The 18291-nt window shown below is 66.4% G+C and carries 15 protein-coding genes and 3 tRNA genes; 11 read left to right on the top strand and 7 right to left on the bottom strand.

Features of this window, described 5'->3' with window-relative positions; genetic code table 11:
* Positions 1-109: 109 nt before the first annotated feature.
* The gene (locus AVCA_RS06975; RefSeq protein ID WP_041807062.1) at positions 110-865 is read left to right on the top strand and encodes a spermidine synthase; all 756 of its coding nucleotides are present in this window, start codon (positions 110-112) and stop codon (positions 863-865) included.
* 42 nt (positions 866-907) lie between these two features.
* Here the strand turns inward: AVCA_RS06975 and hmgA are convergent, their stop codons facing one another.
* On the bottom strand, positions 908-2209 hold the full coding sequence (gene hmgA / locus AVCA_RS06980; RefSeq protein WP_175555975.1) for a homogentisate 1,2-dioxygenase: 1302 nt from the start codon (positions 2207-2209) through the stop codon (positions 908-910).
* Positions 2210-2675: 466 nt separating this feature from the next.
* On the opposite strand from hmgA, the gene AVCA_RS06985 reads away from it, so the two are divergent.
* On the top strand, positions 2676-4352 hold the full coding sequence (locus tag AVCA_RS06985; RefSeq protein ID WP_012700168.1) for a DEAD/DEAH box helicase: 1677 nt from the start codon (positions 2676-2678) through the stop codon (positions 4350-4352).
* 119 nt (positions 4353-4471) lie between these two features.
* Entirely contained in the window at positions 4472-5128 is a 657-nt protein-coding gene (locus AVCA_RS06990; protein ID WP_012700169.1) for a thiopurine S-methyltransferase, read from the top strand.
* Between the two features lie 30 nt (positions 5129-5158).
* On the opposite strand, the gene AVCA_RS06995 is transcribed toward AVCA_RS06990, so the two are convergent.
* The 3 genes from AVCA_RS06995 to AVCA_RS07005 all read right to left on the bottom strand — a co-directional run bounded on the left by AVCA_RS06995 (position 5159) and on the right by AVCA_RS07005 (position 8253).
* On the bottom strand, positions 5159-5806 hold the full coding sequence (locus tag AVCA_RS06995) for a DUF2959 domain-containing protein (RefSeq protein ID WP_012700170.1): 648 nt from the start codon (positions 5804-5806) through the stop codon (positions 5159-5161).
* A gap of 96 nt (positions 5807-5902) precedes the next feature.
* On the bottom strand, positions 5903-6775 hold the full coding sequence (gene htpX, locus AVCA_RS07000) for a protease HtpX (RefSeq protein ID WP_041807065.1): 873 nt from the start codon (positions 6773-6775) through the stop codon (positions 5903-5905).
* A 266-nt stretch (positions 6776-7041) separates the two neighbouring features.
* Positions 7042-8253, bottom strand: coding sequence for a pyridoxal phosphate-dependent aminotransferase (locus AVCA_RS07005; RefSeq protein WP_012700173.1), 1212 nt, complete (start codon positions 8251-8253; stop codon positions 7042-7044).
* 247 nt (positions 8254-8500) lie between these two features.
* On the opposite strand from AVCA_RS07005, the gene msrB reads away from it, so the two are divergent.
* Together msrB and AVCA_RS07015 are read left to right on the top strand one after the other, a co-directional pair.
* Positions 8501-8902, top strand: a complete 402-nt coding sequence (gene msrB, locus AVCA_RS07010; RefSeq protein WP_012700175.1) for a peptide-methionine (R)-S-oxide reductase MsrB — start codon at positions 8501-8503, stop codon at positions 8900-8902.
* A gap of 74 nt (positions 8903-8976) precedes the next feature.
* Positions 8977-9453 carry a glutathione peroxidase gene (locus AVCA_RS07015; RefSeq protein WP_012700176.1) on the top strand — a complete coding sequence of 159 codons (477 nt, stop codon included), beginning with the start codon at positions 8977-8979 and terminating at the stop codon, positions 9451-9453.
* A gap of 89 nt (positions 9454-9542) precedes the next feature.
* Here AVCA_RS07015 and AVCA_RS07020 read toward each other — a convergent pair whose 3' ends face one another.
* The gene (locus tag AVCA_RS07020; protein ID WP_012700177.1) at positions 9543-11861 is read right to left on the bottom strand and encodes a hybrid sensor histidine kinase/response regulator; all 2319 of its coding nucleotides are present in this window, start codon (positions 11859-11861) and stop codon (positions 9543-9545) included.
* A 101-nt stretch (positions 11862-11962) separates the two neighbouring features.
* On the opposite strand from AVCA_RS07020, the gene AVCA_RS07025 reads away from it, so the two are divergent.
* The 4 genes from AVCA_RS07025 (at position 11963) to AVCA_RS07040 (ending at position 13342) form a co-directional block, all read left to right on the top strand.
* Positions 11963-12844, top strand: coding sequence for an ATP-binding protein (locus tag AVCA_RS07025; protein ID WP_012700178.1), 882 nt, complete (start codon positions 11963-11965; stop codon positions 12842-12844).
* A gap of 150 nt (positions 12845-12994) precedes the next feature.
* A tRNA-Glu gene (locus tag AVCA_RS07030) sits at positions 12995-13070 on the top strand.
* A 2-nt stretch (positions 13071-13072) separates the two neighbouring features.
* Positions 13073-13148: transfer RNA gene (locus AVCA_RS07035), tRNA-Gly, on the top strand.
* Positions 13149-13266: 118 nt separating this feature from the next.
* A tRNA-Gly gene (locus tag AVCA_RS07040) sits at positions 13267-13342 on the top strand.
* Between the two features lie 90 nt (positions 13343-13432).
* Here the strand turns inward: AVCA_RS07040 and AVCA_RS07045 are convergent.
* Positions 13433-13840: a PA2817 family protein gene (locus AVCA_RS07045; protein ID WP_012700179.1), complete on the bottom strand. Its 408-nt coding sequence runs from the start codon at positions 13838-13840 to the stop codon at positions 13433-13435.
* 98 nt (positions 13841-13938) lie between these two features.
* Positions 13939-16386, bottom strand: a complete 2448-nt coding sequence (locus AVCA_RS07050) for an acyl-CoA dehydrogenase (RefSeq protein WP_012700180.1) — start codon at positions 16384-16386, stop codon at positions 13939-13941.
* 180 nt (positions 16387-16566) lie between these two features.
* On the opposite strand from AVCA_RS07050, the gene AVCA_RS07055 reads away from it, so the two are divergent.
* Complete coding sequence (locus tag AVCA_RS07055; protein ID WP_012700181.1) at positions 16567-17499, top strand: ABC transporter ATP-binding protein; 933 nt, start codon at positions 16567-16569, stop codon at positions 17497-17499.
* Positions 17496-18275, top strand: coding sequence for an ABC transporter permease (locus AVCA_RS07060; RefSeq protein ID WP_012700182.1), 780 nt, complete (start codon positions 17496-17498; stop codon positions 18273-18275). Before AVCA_RS07055 ends, AVCA_RS07060 begins: the two co-directional genes overlap by 4 nt.
* The last annotated feature ends 16 nt before the right edge of the window (positions 18276-18291 follow it).

Consider the following 18291-nt stretch of genomic DNA (forward strand, 5'->3'; position numbering starts at 1 on the left):
GGAGGCCGCTCTGCACCCCGATGGCGCAGCCGTTCCAGGGGGCCGGCGGGTCAGCCGTGCTGTGCCGGGCCATCGCCGCCCGCTAACATAGCCGCCTCATCGCAGGGGAATGGCAATGGAAAAAGAGGAGCGCCTGCTCGCCGAGGTCCATGACGAGTTCGGCCTGATCCGCGTGCTGGAGGTCGGCGATTACCGCTTTCTCGAATTCGGCGAGGCGGTGGAGCAGAGTTGCGTGTTCACCACCGATCCCAGTTGGCTGGAGTACGACTACACCCGCGCCATGCTGCTCGGCGCACTCTGCCACGAGGCCCCGGAGAGCGCATTGTTCCTCGGCCTGGGGGCCGGCAATCTGACCCAGGCCTGCCTCGCCTTCCTGTCGCTGGAGGATGTCGAAGTCATCGAGCTTCGTCCGGAGGTGCCGCGCCTGGCCATGGAGTTCCTGGGACTCGCCGACGATCCGCGGCTGACCATCCGCATCGGCGATGCCCTGGAGCTGTTGCCCAGCGCGGAGCACGCCGATCTGATCTTCGTCGATCTGTATACGGATACCGGGCCGAACGTGGCCCATCTGGCATGGAATTTTCTGGGCGACTGCCAGAAGCGCCTCAATCCGGGCGGCTGGCTGGTCATCAACCAGTGGGCCGGGGACGATGGCAAGCCCCTCGGCGCCGCATTGCTGCGCGGACTCTATCATCGCCATTACTGGGAGTGTCCGGTGAAGGAGGGCAACGTGATCCTGCTGGTGCCCGCCGATCTCGACCAGTCCCTCGATCGCGAGGGGCTATTGGCGCGTGCCGAGGCCCTGGCGCCGCAACTGGGCTACTCGCTGCGGCCGCTGATCGAGGCTCTGCGGCCGGCGAGCTGATCTGCCGAGGCGCGTGCCTTGGGTAGACGCGTCGAACGGAGCCTATTTCCGGTTCGGATCGAAGGTCCCGGCCAGCCCCGACCAGCAGCCATCGTAGTCGGTCTGTCGTTGCGGGCAGTCGATGGCGAGGCGGCTCGGGCGCAGGACCTGGCCGGTCTCGAACATGAAGGCCATGGTGTTCTCGAACTTCTGTGGCTGCAGGTCGGCGGCGATGGCCTGGCGGGTGGTCGCCGCGTCGGGGCCGTGGGCGCTCATGCGATTGTGCAGCGAGGCGCCGCCGGGCAGGAAGCCGCCGGCCTTGGCGTCGTAGACGCCCTGGATCAGGCCCATGAACTCGTTCATCAGATTGCGGTGGAACCAGGGCGGGCGAAATGTGTGCTCGGCCACCATCCAGCGCGGCGGGAAGATCACGAAGTCGACGTTGGCTTGGCCGGGCACACTGCCGGGTGAGGTCAGCACGGTGAAGATCGACGGGTCGGGATGGTCGAAACTGACCGTGCCGAAGGTGTTGAAGCGGCGCAGGTCGTAGCTGTAGGGCACGTGGTTGCCGTGCCAGGCGACCACATCCAGCGGCGAGTGGTTCAACTCGCAGGCCCATAGCTCGCCGAGGAACTTCTGCACCAGTTGCACCGGCCCGTCGCGGTCCTCGTAGCGAGCGACCGGGACGAGGAAGTCGCGGGGGTTGGCCAGGCCGTTGCTGCCGATCGGGCCCAGTTCGGGCAGGCGCAGCGGGCTGCCGTGGTTCTCGCACAGGTAGCCGCGCGCCGTGGCGTCCAGCAGTTCGACGCGAAAGCGCACCCCGCGCGGCACCACGGCGATCTGCAGCGGGCCGATCTCCAGCCGTCCCAGTTCCGTGTCGATGCCCAGGCGCCCAGATTCGGGCACGAGCAGCAGTTCGCCATCGGCGTCGAAGAATACCGATTCCATCGAGGCGTTGGCGCGATAGACGTAGAGGCTCACGCCGTCGGCCTGTTCCGCCGCTGCGGTCGCCGCCAGGCGGATCAGGCCGTCGAGAAAGTCGGTGTGCTCCGCCGGTACTTCGAAGGGCGCCCAGCGCAGCCGATTGGGGGTGATCGGCCCCTGCTCGATGCCGCTGATCTGTGAGCCCAGGCGTTTGAAATCCGGGTGGTTGGCCGAGGGGCGAATGCGGTACAGCCAGGCGTGCCGCGCTTCGCTGCGCGGCACGGTGAAGGCGGTGCCGGAGAGTTGCTCGGCATACAGGCCGTAGGGGAGACGTTGCGGCGAGTTCTGTCCGATGGGCAGGGCGCCCGGCAGGGCCTCGCTGCTGAAGGTGTTGCCGAAGCCCGTCTGGTAGCCCGGGGCGGATGGTTCTGCCGTGTGCATGGCGACCTCTCTGTCAGTATCGATCCGTGCGCCGGAGCATCGTGCGCCGTGTTCCGGCCCATCGGCGGGGTTGTCGAAAGGCATGCCCTCCTGAACCTCAGTGTGGCGGAGGACTTCGGTCGCGCAACGTCGGCGGCCGCGATCGGCACGGGGCCGTCGTTTCCGGTCGACTCCGTTCCAGACTGACCAATGGCGGTGCGAGCCGTCGTGCAAAGAGCGCACATCTGCCAGCTTTTTCCTGTATAGTAGGCACCAGCCCAAGCGGCTGCGTTCAGGTAGCACCCTTTCCGAAGCCTTGTCTTCGGCTGCAGGCCAGTCCTGCGAACTATCCTTGACGATTCATCCCATCCATCACGCGTTCTCGCAAATTCCTGCCAACCGGGCTGCCAGGGTGACCTTCGGGTCTTTGCATGGCATGCGCGCAGCCTTGGGTCTTGGGTTTGCGGATGCACATGAGGCAGATCCCATGACCCAGGAGACCGGCGGCTTCGCCGCACTCGGTATTCATCCCGCTGTACTCGCCGCCATCACCGCGGTGGGCTACGAAGAACCGTCCCCCATCCAGGCCCAGGCGATCCCGGTGATCCTTGCCGGCCACGACATGATCGGCCAGGCTCAGACCGGCACCGGCAAGACCGCCGCCTTCGCCCTGCCGATGCTCTCGCGCATCGACCCGGCGCGCCGCGAGCCGCAGCTGCTGATCCTCGCGCCGACCCGCGAGCTGGCCCTGCAGGTGGCCACCGCCTTCGAGACCTATGCCAGCCAACTGCCCGGTGTCGGCGTGGTGGCGGTCTACGGCGGCGCGCCGATGGGCCCGCAGTTGAAGGCGCTGCGCCAGGGCGCGCAGATTCTGGTGGCCACTCCCGGTCGTCTGTGCGACCACCTGCGCCGCGACGAGCAACTGCTGTCCACCGTGAAGCACCTGGTCCTCGACGAGGCCGACGAGATGCTCAAGCTCGGCTTCATGGAGGATCTCGAAGTGATCTTCGCGGCCCTGCCGGAAAGCCGCCAGACGGTGCTGTTCTCCGCGACCCTGCCGCACTCGATCCGCGAGATCGCCGAGAAGCACCTGCACGAGCCGCAGCACGTCAAGATCGCCGCCAAGACCCAGACCGTGGCGCGTATCGACCAGGCCCACCTGATGGTCCACGCCGACCAGAAGACCGCCGCCGTGCTGCGCCTGCTGGAAGTCGAGGAATTCGACGCGCTGATCGCCTTCGTGCGCACCAAGCAGGCCACCCTCGACCTCGCTGGTGCCCTTGAAGCCAAGGGCTACAAGGCCGCCGCACTGAACGGCGACATCGCCCAGAACCAGCGCGAGCGGGTCATCGAGTCGCTCAAGGATGGCCGCCTGGACATCGTCGTCGCCACCGACGTGGCCGCCCGTGGTATCGACGTGCCGCGCATCACCCACGTGTTCAACGTCGACATGCCCTACGATCCGGAATCCTACGTGCACCGCATCGGTCGTACCGGCCGGGCCGGCCGCGACGGTCGTGCCCTGCTGCTGGTGACCCCGCGCGAGCGGCGCATGTTGCAGGTGATCGAGCGGGTCACCGGGCAGAAGGTCGCCGAGGTGCACCTGCCTGGTGCCCAGCAGGTGCTGGATGCGCGCATCCGCAAGCTGACCGCCGCTCTGCAGCCGCTGCTGGCCGAGTCCGAGTCCAGCCACGGCGAACTGCTCGACCGCCTGACCGCCGGCCTCGGCTGCAGTCCGCGCGCCCTGGCCGCGGCCCTGCTGCGCAAGGCCACCAACGGCCAGGCGCTGACCCTGTCCGAGGTCGAGCGCGAACAGCCTCCGGTGCCGAGCGTTTCGGCGCCGCGCGAACGTCGCGAGCGCAGCGATCGCTCCATGGAGCGCGGCGTGCACCGCGAGCGGCGTGCACCCATGCCCCTGCCGGAGGGCCGGGTCCGCTGCCGCGCCGCCTTGGGCGCGCGCGACGGGATCGCCGCGAAGAACCTGCTGGGCGCCATCCTCAACGAAGGCGGTCTGGCCCGCGACGCCATCGGTCGCATCCAGGTTCGCGACAGCTTCAGCCTGATCGAGTTGCCGGAGGACGGCCTCGAGCGTCTGCTCGGCAAGCTGCGCGACACCCGCGTCGCCGGCAAGCAACTGAAGCTGCGCCGCTATCGCGAAGACTGATTTTTCGGCGAAGCGAAGAAAAAGCCCTGCCGGCAGGCAGGGCTTTTTCGTTGGTGCATCCCACTCATGCATTTCGTGTGTAAAGTCGTCTGCGCATCATCGACTCGAAGGAGCAACACGTGCACGAGGATTTCTGGCAGGCGCGCTGGGCGCGCGACGAGATCGGCTTCCACCAGGCGCAGGTCAATCCCTATCTGAGCCGCCACTGGCCGACCCTGGGGCTGGCTCCGGGAAGCCGGGTGCTGGTGCCGCTGTGCGGCAAGAGTCTGGATCTGGCCTGGCTGGCCGGGCAGGGCTTCGCGGTGCTGGGCGTCGAGTTGGCGGAAAAGGCGGTGCGCGATTTTTTCGACGAGCAGCGACTGATCCCGCAGGTCGACTCGCAGGGGGTCTTCAGGGTCTACCGGGTCGGTTCGCTGGAGATCCGCTGTGGCGACTTCTTCGCCCTGAGCGCTGCGGATGTCGCCGACTGCCGGGGCCTCTACGACCGCGCGGCGCTGATCGCCCTGCCGACGGAAATGCGCGAGCGCTATGCCGCCCATCTGTCAGCGATCCTGCCGTCGGGCTGCCGGGGGCTGCTGGTCTGCCTCGACTACGACCAGACGCGGATGGGCGGCCCGCCTTTCGCCGTCGATGACCATGAGGTGCGGCGTCTTCTGGGGACGGACTGGCAAGTCCGGTTGCTGGAGGCACCAGACGTGCTCAGGGAGAACTGGAAGTTCCTTCAGCGCGGGCTGGATCGGCTCGAGGAGCGTGTCTACCGCCTGGAGCGTCGTTAGGGCAGCGGCGGCGATTCGGCTGCATGCCGTTCAGCCGAGCGGTGCCTGCAGGCGGCGCACGAAACTGTCGGCTTCGTCGATGGAGCGCTGCATGTCGCGCAGCAGTTGATCGACGTTGCTTTCCAGACTGCGGTATTCGCCCTGCAGGGCGCCGATGGCGCGGGCATTGAGGTTGTGCTTGAGGAACAGCGCCTGGTCGCGCAGCACGCTGAGCACCGGCTCGATACGTTTCTCGGCCGCCTGCATGCGGGTCAGCAGGGTCTTGTACTGCTTGCGGGTACGTTCCAGCTCCTTGGCGCTGGCCCGGCGCAGGGTAGCGTTGTGGTACTGGTCGAGCTCGCCTTCCCATTCCACGAACAGCGCCGCGGCCACGTCCTCGACGGCGTCGATGCGCTGGCGCACGGCTTTGGCGCTGGCCTCGCCGGCCCGGTATTCGCGATCGAGGGCGGCATGGCGCTCTTCCAGATCGCCGCCCTGGACCTGCACCACGCTGCGATAGCGTTCGAGTGCATCCTTGAAACGTTCCTTGGCCGCCTGCTGGCTGTCGCGCGCGGCCTCGACCCGGTCGGCGAGGATGTCGCGCTTGTGGACGCCGGCCTTTTCCATCATCGAGTAGTAGGCGCTCTGGCAGCCGCCGAGGGAGAGCAGGGTACAGTAGGCGAGAATCAGTCGGCGCATGGGATCTCCCGTTTCCGGCACAAACGAAAGGGGCGACCCGCGGTCGCCCCTTTTCCTGTCGCCATCTTAGCAGGCCGCCGTCTCCGGCGGCATGCATCAGCCGCGCTGGAGCAGCGCCCGGATGCGCTCCTCTAGCGGCGGGTGGCTCATGAACAGCGCGGCGAGGCTGGCCTTCTTCGCGCCGTTGATGCCGAAGGCGGTCATGGTGTCCGGCATGTGCACCGGGATCTCCTGCTCGGCCTGCAGGCGCTGCAGGGCGCCGACCATCGAGCGGGTGCCGGCCAGTTGGGCGCCGGCCTCGTCGGCGCGGAATTCGCGGCGACGGGAGAACCACATGACGATGGTGCTGGCGAGGATGCCGAGCACCAGTTCGGCGGCGATGGTCGCGATGAAGTAGCCGATGCCTTCGCCTTCCTCGTTCTTCAGCACCACCTTGTCGACGAAGGTGCCGAAGATCCGCGCGAAGAACATCACGAAGGTGTTCACCACGCCCTGGATCAGCGCCAGGGTCACCATGTCGCCGTTGGCCACGTGGCCGATCTCATGGGCCAGCACGGCACGTACCTCGTCCGGCGAGAAGCGCTCCAGCAGGCCCTGGCTGACCGCCACCAGCGCGTCGTTGCGATTCCAGCCGGTGGCGAAGGCGTTGGCCTCGTAGGCGGGGAAGATGCCGACTTCCGGCATCTTGATCCCGGCTTCGCGGGACAGTTGCTCGACGGTCTGCAGCAGCCACTGCTCATGGCGGGTGCGCGGCTGGCTGATGATTTCCGTGCCGGTGCTCATCTTCGCCATCCATTTGGAGATGAACAGCGATACCAGGGAGCCGGCGAAGCCGAACACTGCGCAGTAGATCAGCAGGTTGCCGTAGTTCTGGCCGGTGAACCGGTCGACCCCGAGCAGTTTCAGGGTGATGCTGGCTATGAGCAGCACCGCCAGGTTGGTAGCCAGGAACAGCAGGATGCGCATCATGGAATCAGGTTCTCCTCACAGAGGCATGGGTTTCATGCCGGGCTATATAAGGTCGCGTCCCCAAGGGCTTCAACCCGGCGACTATTTCAAACTGTGTCCCCTGGGCGGGTCGGCGGCTGCTCGATGATCAGACGGCCGGAGCCTGCCGGGTGTTCGCCGTCGCCTTCCAGCGGGGCCCGCCGGGCCGGGCTGGAGCGGAACCGCCGCATGCCGGCCGGCTGCGGCATCCTTGTGGAAATCGTCGATCTCCGGCTCCATCGTGTCCTTTATTGACGGTAGGTTTTGAGGAAGTTGCCGATGCGGCCGATGGCCTGTTCGAGGTCGTCGACCCGCGGCAGGGTGACCACGCGGAAGTGGTCCGGCCACGGCCAGTTGAAGGCGGTGCCCTGGACGATCAGCAGCTTTTCCTGCAGCAGCAGGTCGAGGACGAATTTCTCGTCGTTGTGGATCGGGCAGACCTTGGGGTCGATCTTCGGAAAGGCGTAGAGCGCGCCCATCGGCTTGACGCAACTGACTCCGGGAATGTCGTTGAGCAACTCCCAGGTACGGTTGCGCTGCTCCAGAAGGCGGCCGCCGGGCAGGATCAGGTCGTTGATGCTCTGGTAACCGCCGAGGGCGGTCTGGATCGCGTGCTGGGCCGGTACGTTGGCGCACAGGCGCATGTTGGCGAGGATGTCGAGGCCCTCGATGTAGCTCTGCGCCTTGTGCCTGGGACCGGAGATGGCTACCCAGCCGGAGCGGAAGCCTGCCACCCGGTAGGCCTTGGACAGGCCGTTGAAGGTCAGGCAGAGCACGTCCGGCGCCAGGGAGGCGGTGGAAATGTGCTGGGCGTCGTCGTAGAGGATCTTGTCGTAGATCTCGTCGGAGAAGATCACAAGGTTGTGCTGCCGGGCGACCTCGACGATCCGCTCGAGCACTTCCCGCGGGTAGACCGCGCCGGTGGGGTTGTTCGGGTTGATCAGCAGCAGCGCCTTGGTGTTGCGGGTGATCTTGGCCTCGATGTCGGCGATGTCGGGATACCAGTTCGACTGCTCGTCGCACAGGTAATGCACCGCCTTGCCGCCGGCCAGGCTGGTGGCCGCTGTCCACAGCGGGTAGTCGGGCGCCGGGATCAGCACTTCGTCGCCGTTGTTGAGCAGGGCCTGCAGGACCATGACGATCAGCTCGGACACACCGTTGCCCAGGTAGATGTCCTCGATGCCGATGCCTTCCACCTTCTTCTGCTGGTAGTACTGCATCACCGCCTTGCGGGCGCTGAACAGCCCCTTGGAGTCGCTGTAGCCCTGGGCGGTGGGCAGGTTGCGGATCACGTCCTGGAGGATTTCCTCGGGGGCCTCGAAACCGAACGGCGCCGGGTTGCCGATGTTCAGCTTGAGGATGCGGTGGCCTTCCTCCTCCAGACGCTTGGCGTGCTTGAGCACCGGCCCGCGAATGTCGTAGCAGACGTTGGCGAGCTTGTTCGATTTACTGACCTGCATGTGTGTGATCCCGAAGAAGAAGCGCGCAGGAACTGGAATCGGGGCAGGGAAGGAGGACGGTGGTGCCGGCCGGGGCCGGGAACCGGGGGCGGCGAACGCAGCCATCCCTCGCCGCCGGGCCGATTCGGGCCTTGCGGCCTTGGCTATGGATGACGCGGATGACAAACTGGCTGTGAATCATACGTCGCGGCCCGATTCGGTGGAAAGGTATCGGTCGGGCTTTTTTCCAGTCGAACGAGGAACACGCATGGACAAGCTCGAAAAATCCCTTGATGTCTGGCGGGAGCTCCTGTCCGATGAACGTTTCCGCATCTGCCGCCTGGGCGGCACCGAGCGGGCCTTCAGCGGCGAGTACTACGCCACCAGCGTGCCCGGGGTCTACCACTGTGCCTGCTGCGATGCGCCGCTGTTCGATTCCGACGCCAAGTACGACGCCGGCTGCGGCTGGCCCAGCTACTTCCAGCCGGTGGCCGCCAGCGCCCTGACCAGCCGCGACGACTACAGCCACGGCATGCACCGCATCGAGGTGCTCTGCGCCCGCTGCGATGCCCATCTGGGCCATGTGTTTCCCGACGGCCCGCCGCCGACCGGGCTGCGTTATTGCATCAACTCCGCCTCGCTGCGCCTGAAGCCGCGCGACGAGGGCTGAGTCGGCAGACTTCATTCCCGATCTGTTCCGGGCTGTGTCCGGAACAGTCCCGGGGCTTTTGGGAGACGTTCCGTATGCGCGACCCGTTGTTCGGCATTCCCCTCGATGACCAGCCGCGGACGCTGGCCGATTTTCCCGGGCGCGCCTGGCTGGTCGTGAACACGGCCAGCCGTTGCGGTTTCACGCCCCAGTACGAAGGCCTGCAGATGCTCTGGCAGCGTTATCGGGAAAGGGGATTGGTGGTGCTCGGCTTCCCCTGCGATCAGTTCGGTCATCAGGAGCCAGGCAATGAACTCGAAATCGCCGAGTTCTGCCAGCTTCGCTATGGCGTCGATTTTCCGCTGTTTCAGAAGGTCGAGGTCAATGGGCCCCGGGCACACCCCCTGTTCGTGGAATTGAAGAAGCGCGCGCCAGGCCTGCTGGGTAGCCAGAGGGTGAAGTGGAACTTCACCAAGTTCCTGATCGGCCGGGAGGGCCGGGTGGTCAGGCGTTTCGCTCCCGCGACCGGCCCACGCGAGCTGTGCGGCGAAATCGAAGCCCTGCTTGAATAGGGCCTGGCCGACGGCCAGTATCAGGCAGGCCTCGTGTAGTGCTGTTTCCTCGTTTGCCGCAGGGTCGTCGGGCCCATCGTCGGCTCCGCTCATGTGGCATTCGCCCCGCCCGGTAGCCAGGTATGCAGCATGTTGGCCAGGTCCTCGCGTCGCAAGGGCTTGGCCAGGTAGTCGTTCATGCCGGCGGTGCGGCAGCGTTCGCGTTCCTCTGGCAGGACATTGGCGGTCAGCGCGATGATCGGCAGCTCCGACCAGCGACCGTCCTGGCGAATCCGCCGGCTGGTTTCGTAGCCGTCCATCACCGGCATGTTGCAGTCCATAAGGATCAGATCGACCGGGCCGTGTTCCAGATAGGACAGCGCTTCGGCACCGTGGGGGGCGATGGCGACCTCGTAGCCCAGCTTGGCGAGCATCCCCTTGGCGACCATCTGGTTGACCGGGTTGTCCTCGACCAGCAGGACCTGGCGCTGTCGCGGCGTCGCCTGCACCGCCTCGAGGGCGGCGGGCTGAGGCTCCTCGACGGCCTGCAGGGCGCGTACCACCGCCTGGTACAGGGCCGCGCGGGAGAGCGGTCGGGCCAGTTGCTGGAGGGGCGCCAGGGCGTGTGTCTCCTCCCGTGGCAGGAAGCTGCCGTAGGCGGCCACCACCAGGAAGGGCGCACTGACCGCCGGACGCATGCCCAGCAGGCATTGCGGACAGTCGGTGATCAGCAGGTCGGTGCCGACTCCCGCCAGGCCGCTGCCGATGTCCAGGCGCCGATACTCCAGCCCCCAGCCCGGCAGGTGCATCTCCAGCAGTTGCGCCAGGCCGCTGCTGCCGGGGGTCATGCCGATGACGCGGCCGTGCAGCGGGACACGAGGCGTAGCCGGCGTGTGACAGGGCAACGGCAGCTCGACGGTGAAGGTGCTGCCCAGGCCCTCCTTGGAGAAGAAGGTGAGCTGGCCCTGCATGGCCTCGCAGAGCTTGCGGGTCAGGGCCAGGCCGAGACCGGTTCCGCCGTACTGGCGGGTGATGTTGGCGGTGGCCTGGGCGAACGGCTGGAAGATGCGTGTCTGGGCTTCCCGGGAGATGCCGATGCCGGTGTCGCGGATGACCAGCCGTACGTTCTCGCTGCTAGCCTGCAGGCAGACGTCGACCCGTCCGAAGCGGGTGAACTTGAGCGCGTTGGAGATCAGGTTGCTGGCGATCTGCCTGACCCGCGTCGGGTCGCCGATCACCTGGGTCGGCAGCCCGGGGTCGATCAGGCAGGTCAGCTCGACGCCGGGCGCCGCGCTCTGCGAGAGCAGGGCGGTAGCATCCTCGATCAGTGCGCCGAGGTCGAAGGGAATCCGCTCCAACTCCATCTGGCCGGACTCGAACTTGGACAGGTCGAGTACATCGTTGAGCAGGCGGACCAGCACCTTGCCCGAGGCGTGCGCGACCGACAACTGCTGGCGCTGCTCGTTGCTGAGCGGGCCGTCGAGAGACAGGGACAGCATGCCGAGCAGGCCGTTCAGCGGCGTGCGGATCTCGTGGCTCATGTTGGCGAGAAAGGCCGAGCGCGCCTGGGCCATCTCCAGGGCGGTGCTGCGGGCAGCCTCCAGATCGCGGTTGCTCTGCGTCAGGCGGGCGTTGGCCGCCTCCAGCTCGGCGGTACGCGCGGAGACCATGTTCTCCAGCTCGCCGAGATATTCCGTCAGGCGGTTCTCGGCCTCGCGCCGCTGCTCGATCTCCTGGCCGGTCTTGCGCAGCAACTGGTTGATGGCCTGGACCAGGATACCGATCTCGTCGCTTTCATGGCGCGGCGGGCAGGGCAGCGGCCGGCTCTCGTTGGGGTTGTGTTCGCTCAGGCGCTGGATGATGCCGATCAGCGGCCGGGTCAGCATCCGGTTGAACACCACCAGCAGGAGCAGGGCGAGCAGCAGGCTGCTGGCGAAGCCGGTCAGCAGGGTGAGTCCGGAGCGTTCGAGAAAGGCGCTGCCGAAGGCATAGGTGTCGATTTCCAGGCGCAGGAAGCCGAGGGCTTCGTCGGGGGCGTGGGCAATGCTCAGCGGTGCCTCGAAGTAGCGCCTGGGCTTGAACAGCATGTCGCTGAACACCCGGTATTCGCTGTTCATCGCCGGGCGACTGACCGCCGCCAGGGGGCGCTGGTCGCTGCCGACGATCTCGGCACCGATCACCGCCGGCGAGCGCAGCAGGCCGAGCAGCAGTTCCTGGGCCAGTTCGGCATCGATGTTGTAGGCGATGCGCGCCGCCGGGTTGAGGCTAATCTGCTGCAGACTGTTGATTTCGCGTTCGATGGATGCGCTCTGGCTGGCATAATCCAGGCTGATCTTCGCCAGGCTGAGCAAGGTACCGAGCACGAACGCCGCCAGTACCGCCAGCGAGGCCTGCTTGTAGGAGAGGCGGTTGGTTGGCGCTATGTTCATGCAGTGGCAGGAGTCCAGATGCTAGCCGCGTAGGATAACTCAAGCATGTCTCGGGCTGGCAGAACCCTTCATGCATTCTGATTATCTATAAAGGACGGATTGTGAACGCCAGATTGAACGAATTTCTTGACCAGGCGCAGGTCCTGCTGGACCGTCTCGAACCCCTGTTGCCGGCCGTGCAACCCCCGCTCGACTGGAGCCGCACCCTGGCGGCGCGCTGGCAGCGCAGCGGACGCGACGGAGCGCTGCTGCCGTTGCAGGTGAACCTGGACCTGCATCTGGCCGACCTGATCGGTGTGGACAGCCAGCGCGATCAACTGTCGCGCAACACCCATCAGTTCGTCGCCGGCCTGCCCGCCAACCACGCCCTGCTGTGGGGTGCCCGTGGTACCGGTAAATCCTCCCTGGTCCGCGCCCTGCTGGCCGAGCATGCCGGAGCCGGCCTGCGCCTGATCGAGATCGAACGCGACCACCTGGCCGACCTGCCACGGGTGGTCGAGCGGCTGGTCGGTCTGCCGCAGCGCTTCGTGCTGTTCTGCGACGACCTGTCCTTCGAGGCCGGCGACGGCGACTACCGGGTGCTCAAGAGCGTGCTGGACGGTTCCCTGGAGCGTGCGCCGGACAACGTGCTGCTCTACGCCACCTCCAACCGCCGCCATCTGGTGCCGGAGCGGCAGAGCGACAACGACAACTGGCAACTGGTGGACGGCGAGGTGCACCCGAACGAGGCCGTGGAAGACAAGATCGCCCTGTCCGACCGCTTCGGTCTGTGGCTGTCCTTCTATCCCTTCACCCAGGATCACTACCTGTCCGTGGTGCGCCACTGGATCTCGGTGCAGGCCGGACAGTGCGGACTGGCCTGGGACTGGGACGAGTCCCTGGAAAAGGCGGCGATTCGCTGGGCCCAAGGGCGCGGCAACCGTAATGGTCGCTGCGCCTACCAGTTCGCCCGCCACTGGGTCGGCCTGCAACTGCTCGGATGACCGTCCAGTGCCGGGAAGTCCTTGATTTGGAAAATCTTTGTTCGGGTGTTGACGGCTTTCGAAAGGCTCCCTAGAATGCGCCCCACTTCCAGCGCCGACGCGAAAGCCAGGTGCTGGAAGCCGGAAGATCCGTTACAAGCTCCAGGCCGCGTCCCCTTCGTCTAGTGGCCTAGGACACCGCCCTTTCACGGCGGTAACAGGGGTTCGAGTCCCCTAGGGGACGCCAAAGCGGGAATAGCTCAGTTGGTAGAGCACGACCTTGCCAAGGTCGGGGTCGCGAGTTCGAGTCTCGTTTCCCGCTCCAAGTTCTCGAAGGCGTCGATGATACGAGTCGTCACTTTCACCACAAGGTTCGAGCGAGGAGCCTTGAGGATCTGGCCGGAAAGGGCCGTTCGATCCGAAAGTCCGAAAGGACTGCCCGCGCGGGAATAGCTCAGTTGGTAGAGCACGACCTTGCCAAGGTCGGGGTCGCGAGTTCGAGTCTCGTTTCCCGCTCCAAATTCGCGAAAACGCCGCCGCTCGGGCGGCGTTTTCGTTTCCGGTCCCGACCAGACCTCGCGAGCCCGCCATTCGGCGGGCTTTTCGCGTTCAGTGCCTGCTGCTGTCTTCCGGCAGGGCGAGCATCTGTTTTTCCCGGTTCCAGTCGAAAGGCTTGTCCTGTTCTTCGGCCTCGAAGCGGCGTTCGTCGAGTTCCTGGTACAGGGCGATTTCCTCGTCCGGCATGAAATGCAGGCAGTCCCCGCCGAAGAACCACAGCAGGTCGCGCGGCACCAGGTGGGCGATCTGCGGATAGCGGTGGAATACCTGGCAGATCATGTCCTGACCCAGATGGCGATCCTCTGGGATCTTCGGCAGGGACATCAGCAACTCGTCGAAGCGTTCCATGAACAGCGCATGGCTCTCGTCGGAGACTTGTTCGGCTTCGCCCAGTGCGATGAGCAGGGCACGCAGTTGGGCGAGCAGCGCGAGGTTGTGGTCGAGGTAGGACGTGGGCATGGGATACCTGCGATGAAATGGGTGCGAAGTATAACAGTCCGCTGCGCCGCTTCCCTTCGCACCGCGGGGCCGATGTGCGCGGGCACGCGGGTTCGTTCTCAGCGAACCCTGCCTTCGCTCAATTGGACCTCTTCGCGGGCGAAATCGTCGACCCGTATGACCCGCATCCGCGCCTCTTCCGCCGCCCGCAGGGCAGCGGCTTCGGCGTCGTCCAGCACACCGCCGGCCTGCGCCGCATCGATCGGATCGACCCCGGGAGGCGGACGCAGCCGGCCGTCGCGAAGCGCCGCGCGCAACTTTCCGGCGCTGTCCCGGGTGGCGGTGAGCCGCTCGAAGGCCTGGCGCAGGGCGCCGAGCGGCTGCTCGGGGGACTGCGGACGATGACAGCCGTCGAGCAGCGCCGCCAGGGCCGGATCGTCCTCGGCACGGCCGAGGATGGCGGCGATCCGGGCATCCAGTCGGTCGGACGGCCCCCAGTGGCGACGACCGAGGGGAAAAACCAGGAAGCGCAGCAGCACGCCAAGGGCACGACCGGGGAAGTTGGCGAGAATGCCGGCCAGGGCTTCTTCGGTCCGGGCCAGTGATTCTTCCATGGCCCAGTCGAGCAGGGCGCGCTGCTCGTGGGGTTGTCCCTGATCGTGATAGCGCTTGAGCGCGGCCGAGCCGAGATAGAGGTGGCTCAGGGCGTCGGCCAGGCGTGCCGAGAGACGCTCGCGGCGTTTCAGTTCGGCGCCGAGCCGTAGCAGGCTGAGGTCGGCGAGCAGGGCGAAGGCCGCCGCCAGGCGATTGAGGGCGCGGAAGTGGCGGCGGCTCGGGGCATCGCCCGGTACCCGATCCAGCCGGCCGCCACCGAGACCGAGCAGCAGGCTGCTGGCGGCATTGCCGACGATGTGGCCCAGGTGTCCGCGCAGCACCGCATCGAATTCGTCCAGCGCGCCGGCCTGATCCGCCCGGCGGGCGAGGTTCATCTCCCGCAGCAGATAGGGATGGCTGCGCACGGCGCCCTGGCCGAAGATCATCAGGTTGCGGGTGAGGATGTTGGCGCCTTCCACGGTGATGAAGATCGGTGCGATCTGCCAGAGGCGCGCCAGGTAATTGCCCGGGCCGAGGATGACGCCCTTGCCGCCGTGGATGTCCATGGCATGGGCGATGCATTCGCGGGCACGCTCGGTCGCCTGGAACTTGAGGATGGCCGAGAGTACCGCGGGTTTCTCGCCGAGATCCACCGCCCCGGCGGTGAGCAGGCGCGCGCTGTCCATCAGCCAGGCGTTGCCGCCGATGCGCGCCAGGGCTTCCTGGATGCCCTCGAAGCTGGCCAGCGGCACGCCGAACTGCTCGCGGATGCGTGTATAGCGCCCGCAGGTGTAGCTGCAGCTCTTGGCTACGCTGGTACCGACCGCCGGCAGGGAGATCGAGCGCCCCACCGCCAGGCATTCCATCAGCATCGACCAGCCTCTGCCGATCGTCGCTTGGCCGCCGATGAGAAAATCCAGCGGCACGAATACGTCCCGGCCGGCGTTCGGCCCGTTCATGAAGGCGGCGCCGAGCGGCAGGTGGCGGCGACCGATCTCGATGCCCGGCGTGTCGGTGGGGATCAGCGCCAGGCTGATGCCCAGCTCTTCGCGGTCGCCGAGCAGATGGTCGGGGTCGTAGGTCTTGAAGGCCAGGCCGAGCAGGGTGGCCACCGGGCCGAGGGTGATATAGCGCTTCTCCCAATTCAGGCGCAGGCCGAGTACTTCTTCTCCCTGCCACAGGCCATGGCAGACGATGCCGCTGTCGGGCATGGCGCCAGCATCGGAGCCGGCATGCGGGCCGGTCAGGGCGAAGCAGGGGATTTCCCGGCCGTCGGCCAGGCGCGGCAGGTAGTGGCGGCGCTGCGCATCGGTGCCGTAGCGCAGCAGCAGTTCCGCCGGGCCCAGGGAGTTGGGCACCATCACCGTCGAGGCCAGATCGCCGCTGCGGCTGGCCAGCTTCATCACGATCTGCGAATGGGCATGGGCGGAAAAGCCCTTGCCGCCGTACTCCTTCGGGATGATCAGGGCGAAGAAGCCCTGCGCCTTGATGAAGGCCCAGGCCTCGGGCGGCAAGTCGAGGCGCTGGCCGATCTCCCAGTCGCTGACCATGGCGCACAGTTCCTCGACGGGGCCGTCGAGAAAGGCCTGTTCTTCCGCAGTGAGACTGGGCTTCGGGTAACCCAGCAGCCTGTTCCAGTCCGGTCGCCCGCCGAACAGCTCGCCGTCCCACCACACGCTGCCGGCCTCGATGGCTTCGCGCTCGGTGTCGGAGAGGGGCGGCAGGGCCTTGCCCAGCCAGCTCAGCAGCGGGCCGCTGAAGTAGCGCCGCCGCAGGTGCGGCGCGAGCAGCGGCAGGACGAGCGCCAGCCAGGGCAGCCAGAGCAGCGCCAGCAGCCAGCCGGGGGCATCGCCGGAGAGTCCCATGGCGATCAGGTACAGGGCGAGCAGTGCCAGGGCGGGCAGGGCCGGCGTGCGCAGATGGGCCAGCACGAGCAGGCCGATGGCCAGAAGCAGAAGCCAGGCGAGCAGCATGGGCATCCTCCCGGGTAGGGGCAGACCGGCGCATGGGCCTGCCGGAAGGCGCGATTCTCCTGAGGATAGTCGAGTGCGGCTGGAGGCGGTCGGGGCGATGGGCTCTCGAGGCCGCGGTTGCAATCGTGGCGCCTCGCCCCAATATGCCGCTTTCCCGATCAGTTACGTGCGCATATTCCCATGAGTTCCGCCCTGTCCATCCGGCAGCTGACCAAGACCTACGCCAATGGTTTCCAGGCCCTGCGGGGCATCGACCTGGACGTGGCCGAGGGCGATTTCTTCGCTCTGCTCGGCCCCAACGGAGCCGGCAAGTCCACCACCATCGGCATTCTCTCGACGCTGGTGAACAAGACCGGTGGCAGCGTGCAGGTGTTCGGTCACGATCTCGATCGCGACCCGAGCGGTCTCAAGCGCTGCCTCGGCGTGGTGCCGCAGGAGTTCAACTTCAACCAGTTCGAGAAGACTTTCGACATCGTCGTCACCCAGGCCGGCTACTATGGCATCCCGGCGCGCATCGCCAGGGTCCGCGCCGAGCAATACCTGACCCAATTGGGGCTGTGGGACAAGCGTGACCTGCCGTCGCGCATGCTCTCCGGCGGCATGAAGCGGCGCCTGATGATCGCCCGGGCGCTGGTCCACCAGCCGCGCCTGCTGATCCTCGACGAGCCGACCGCCGGGGTGGACATCGAACTGCGCCGCTCGATGTGGAGCTTTCTCGGCGAACTCAACCGCCAGGGCATCACCATCATCCTCACCACCCACTACCTGGAGGAGGCCGAGCAGCTCTGCCGCCATATCGGCATCATCGACCACGGGCGGATCGTCGAGCACACCAGCATGCGCGAGCTGCTGAAGAAGTTGCACCTGGAGACCTTCCTGCTCGACCTCAAGGAGCCGCAACTGGTCGAGCCGCAATTATCGGGCTATCCGGCGCGGCTGGTGGACGACCATACCCTGGAGGTGCAGGTGGAGAAGAGCCACGGCATGACCGCGCTGTTCGCCCAACTGGACCGGCAGGGCATCGAGGTGCTCAGCCTGCGCAACAAAACCAATCGCCTGGAGGAGCTGTTCGTGTCCCTGGTGGAGAAGAGTCTCGACGGAGTGGCGCCATGAGTCTGGAGCTGCGCGCCAACCTGGTCGCCCTGAAGACCATCGTCGTCCGCGAAGTGAACCGCTTCCTGCGCATCTGGCCGCAGACCCTGTTGCCGCCGGCGATCACCATGGTGCTGTACTTCGTGATCTTCGGAAACCTGATCGGCGGACGCATCGGCGAGATGGGCGGCTTCGCCTACATGGACTACATAGTGCCCGGCTTGATCATGATGGCGGTGATCACCAACTCCTATGGCAACGTAGTGTCGAGCTTCTTCGGCAGCAAGTTCCACCGTTCGATTGAGGAACTGATGGTGGCGCCGGTCTCGCCGCACATCATCCTGCTCGGCTATGTCATCGGCGGCGTGCTGCGCGGCCTGGCGGTGGGACTGATCGTCACCCTGCTGTCGCTGTTCTTCGCCGATCTGCAGGTGCATCACCTGGGGCTGATAGTGCTGGTGGTGCTGCTCACCGCGAGCATCTTTTCCCTCGGTGGCTTCGTCAACGCGGTGTTCGCGCGCAACTTCGACGACATCTCGATCATCCCGACCTTCGTCCTGACGCCCCTGACCTACCTCGGCGGAGTGTTCTACTCGATCGACCTGTTGCCGCCGTTCTGGCAGGCGGTGTCGCTGGGCAACCCCATCCTGCACATGGTCAACGCCTTCCGCTACGGCATTCTCGGCGTCTCCGACATCCATATCGGCGTCGCCATCGGCTTCATGCTGCTGGCCAGCGCGCTGCTGTACGCCTATTGCCTGCGTTTGCTGGCGAGCGGACGCGGCTTGCGCCAGTAGGCCGGGCACAGCCGGC

This window comes from Azotobacter vinelandii CA (assembly GCF_000380335.1).
GTDB lineage: Bacteria > Pseudomonadota > Gammaproteobacteria > Pseudomonadales > Pseudomonadaceae > Azotobacter > Azotobacter vinelandii.

Excerpts from the sequence above, each read along its gene's own strand:
- AVCA_RS06975 (WP_041807062.1), top strand. The coding sequence starts at position 110 with ATGGCAATGGAAAAAGAGGAGCGCCTGCTCGCCGAGGTCCATGACGAG.
- hmgA (WP_175555975.1), bottom strand. The coding sequence starts at position 2,209 with ATGCACACGGCAGAACCATCCGCCCCGGGCTACCAGACGGGCTTCGGC.
- AVCA_RS06985 (WP_012700168.1), top strand. The coding sequence starts at position 2,676 with ATGACCCAGGAGACCGGCGGCTTCGCCGCACTCGGTATTCATCCCGCT.
- AVCA_RS06995 (WP_012700170.1), bottom strand. The coding sequence starts at position 5,806 with ATGCGCCGACTGATTCTCGCCTACTGTACCCTGCTCTCCCTCGGCGGC.
- htpX (WP_041807065.1), bottom strand. The coding sequence starts at position 6,775 with ATGATGCGCATCCTGCTGTTCCTGGCTACCAACCTGGCGGTGCTGCTC.
- AVCA_RS07005 (WP_012700173.1), bottom strand. The coding sequence starts at position 8,253 with ATGCAGGTCAGTAAATCGAACAAGCTCGCCAACGTCTGCTACGACATT.
- msrB (WP_012700175.1), top strand. The coding sequence starts at position 8,501 with ATGGACAAGCTCGAAAAATCCCTTGATGTCTGGCGGGAGCTCCTGTCC.
- AVCA_RS07015 (WP_012700176.1), top strand. The coding sequence starts at position 8,977 with ATGCGCGACCCGTTGTTCGGCATTCCCCTCGATGACCAGCCGCGGACG.
- AVCA_RS07020 (WP_012700177.1), bottom strand. The coding sequence starts at position 11,861 with ATGAACATAGCGCCAACCAACCGCCTCTCCTACAAGCAGGCCTCGCTG.
- AVCA_RS07045 (WP_012700179.1), bottom strand. The coding sequence starts at position 13,840 with ATGCCCACGTCCTACCTCGACCACAACCTCGCGCTGCTCGCCCAACTG.
- AVCA_RS07050 (WP_012700180.1), bottom strand. The coding sequence starts at position 16,386 with ATGCTGCTCGCCTGGCTTCTGCTTCTGGCCATCGGCCTGCTCGTGCTG.
- AVCA_RS07055 (WP_012700181.1), top strand. The coding sequence starts at position 16,567 with ATGAGTTCCGCCCTGTCCATCCGGCAGCTGACCAAGACCTACGCCAAT.
- AVCA_RS07060 (WP_012700182.1), top strand. The coding sequence starts at position 17,496 with ATGAGTCTGGAGCTGCGCGCCAACCTGGTCGCCCTGAAGACCATCGTC.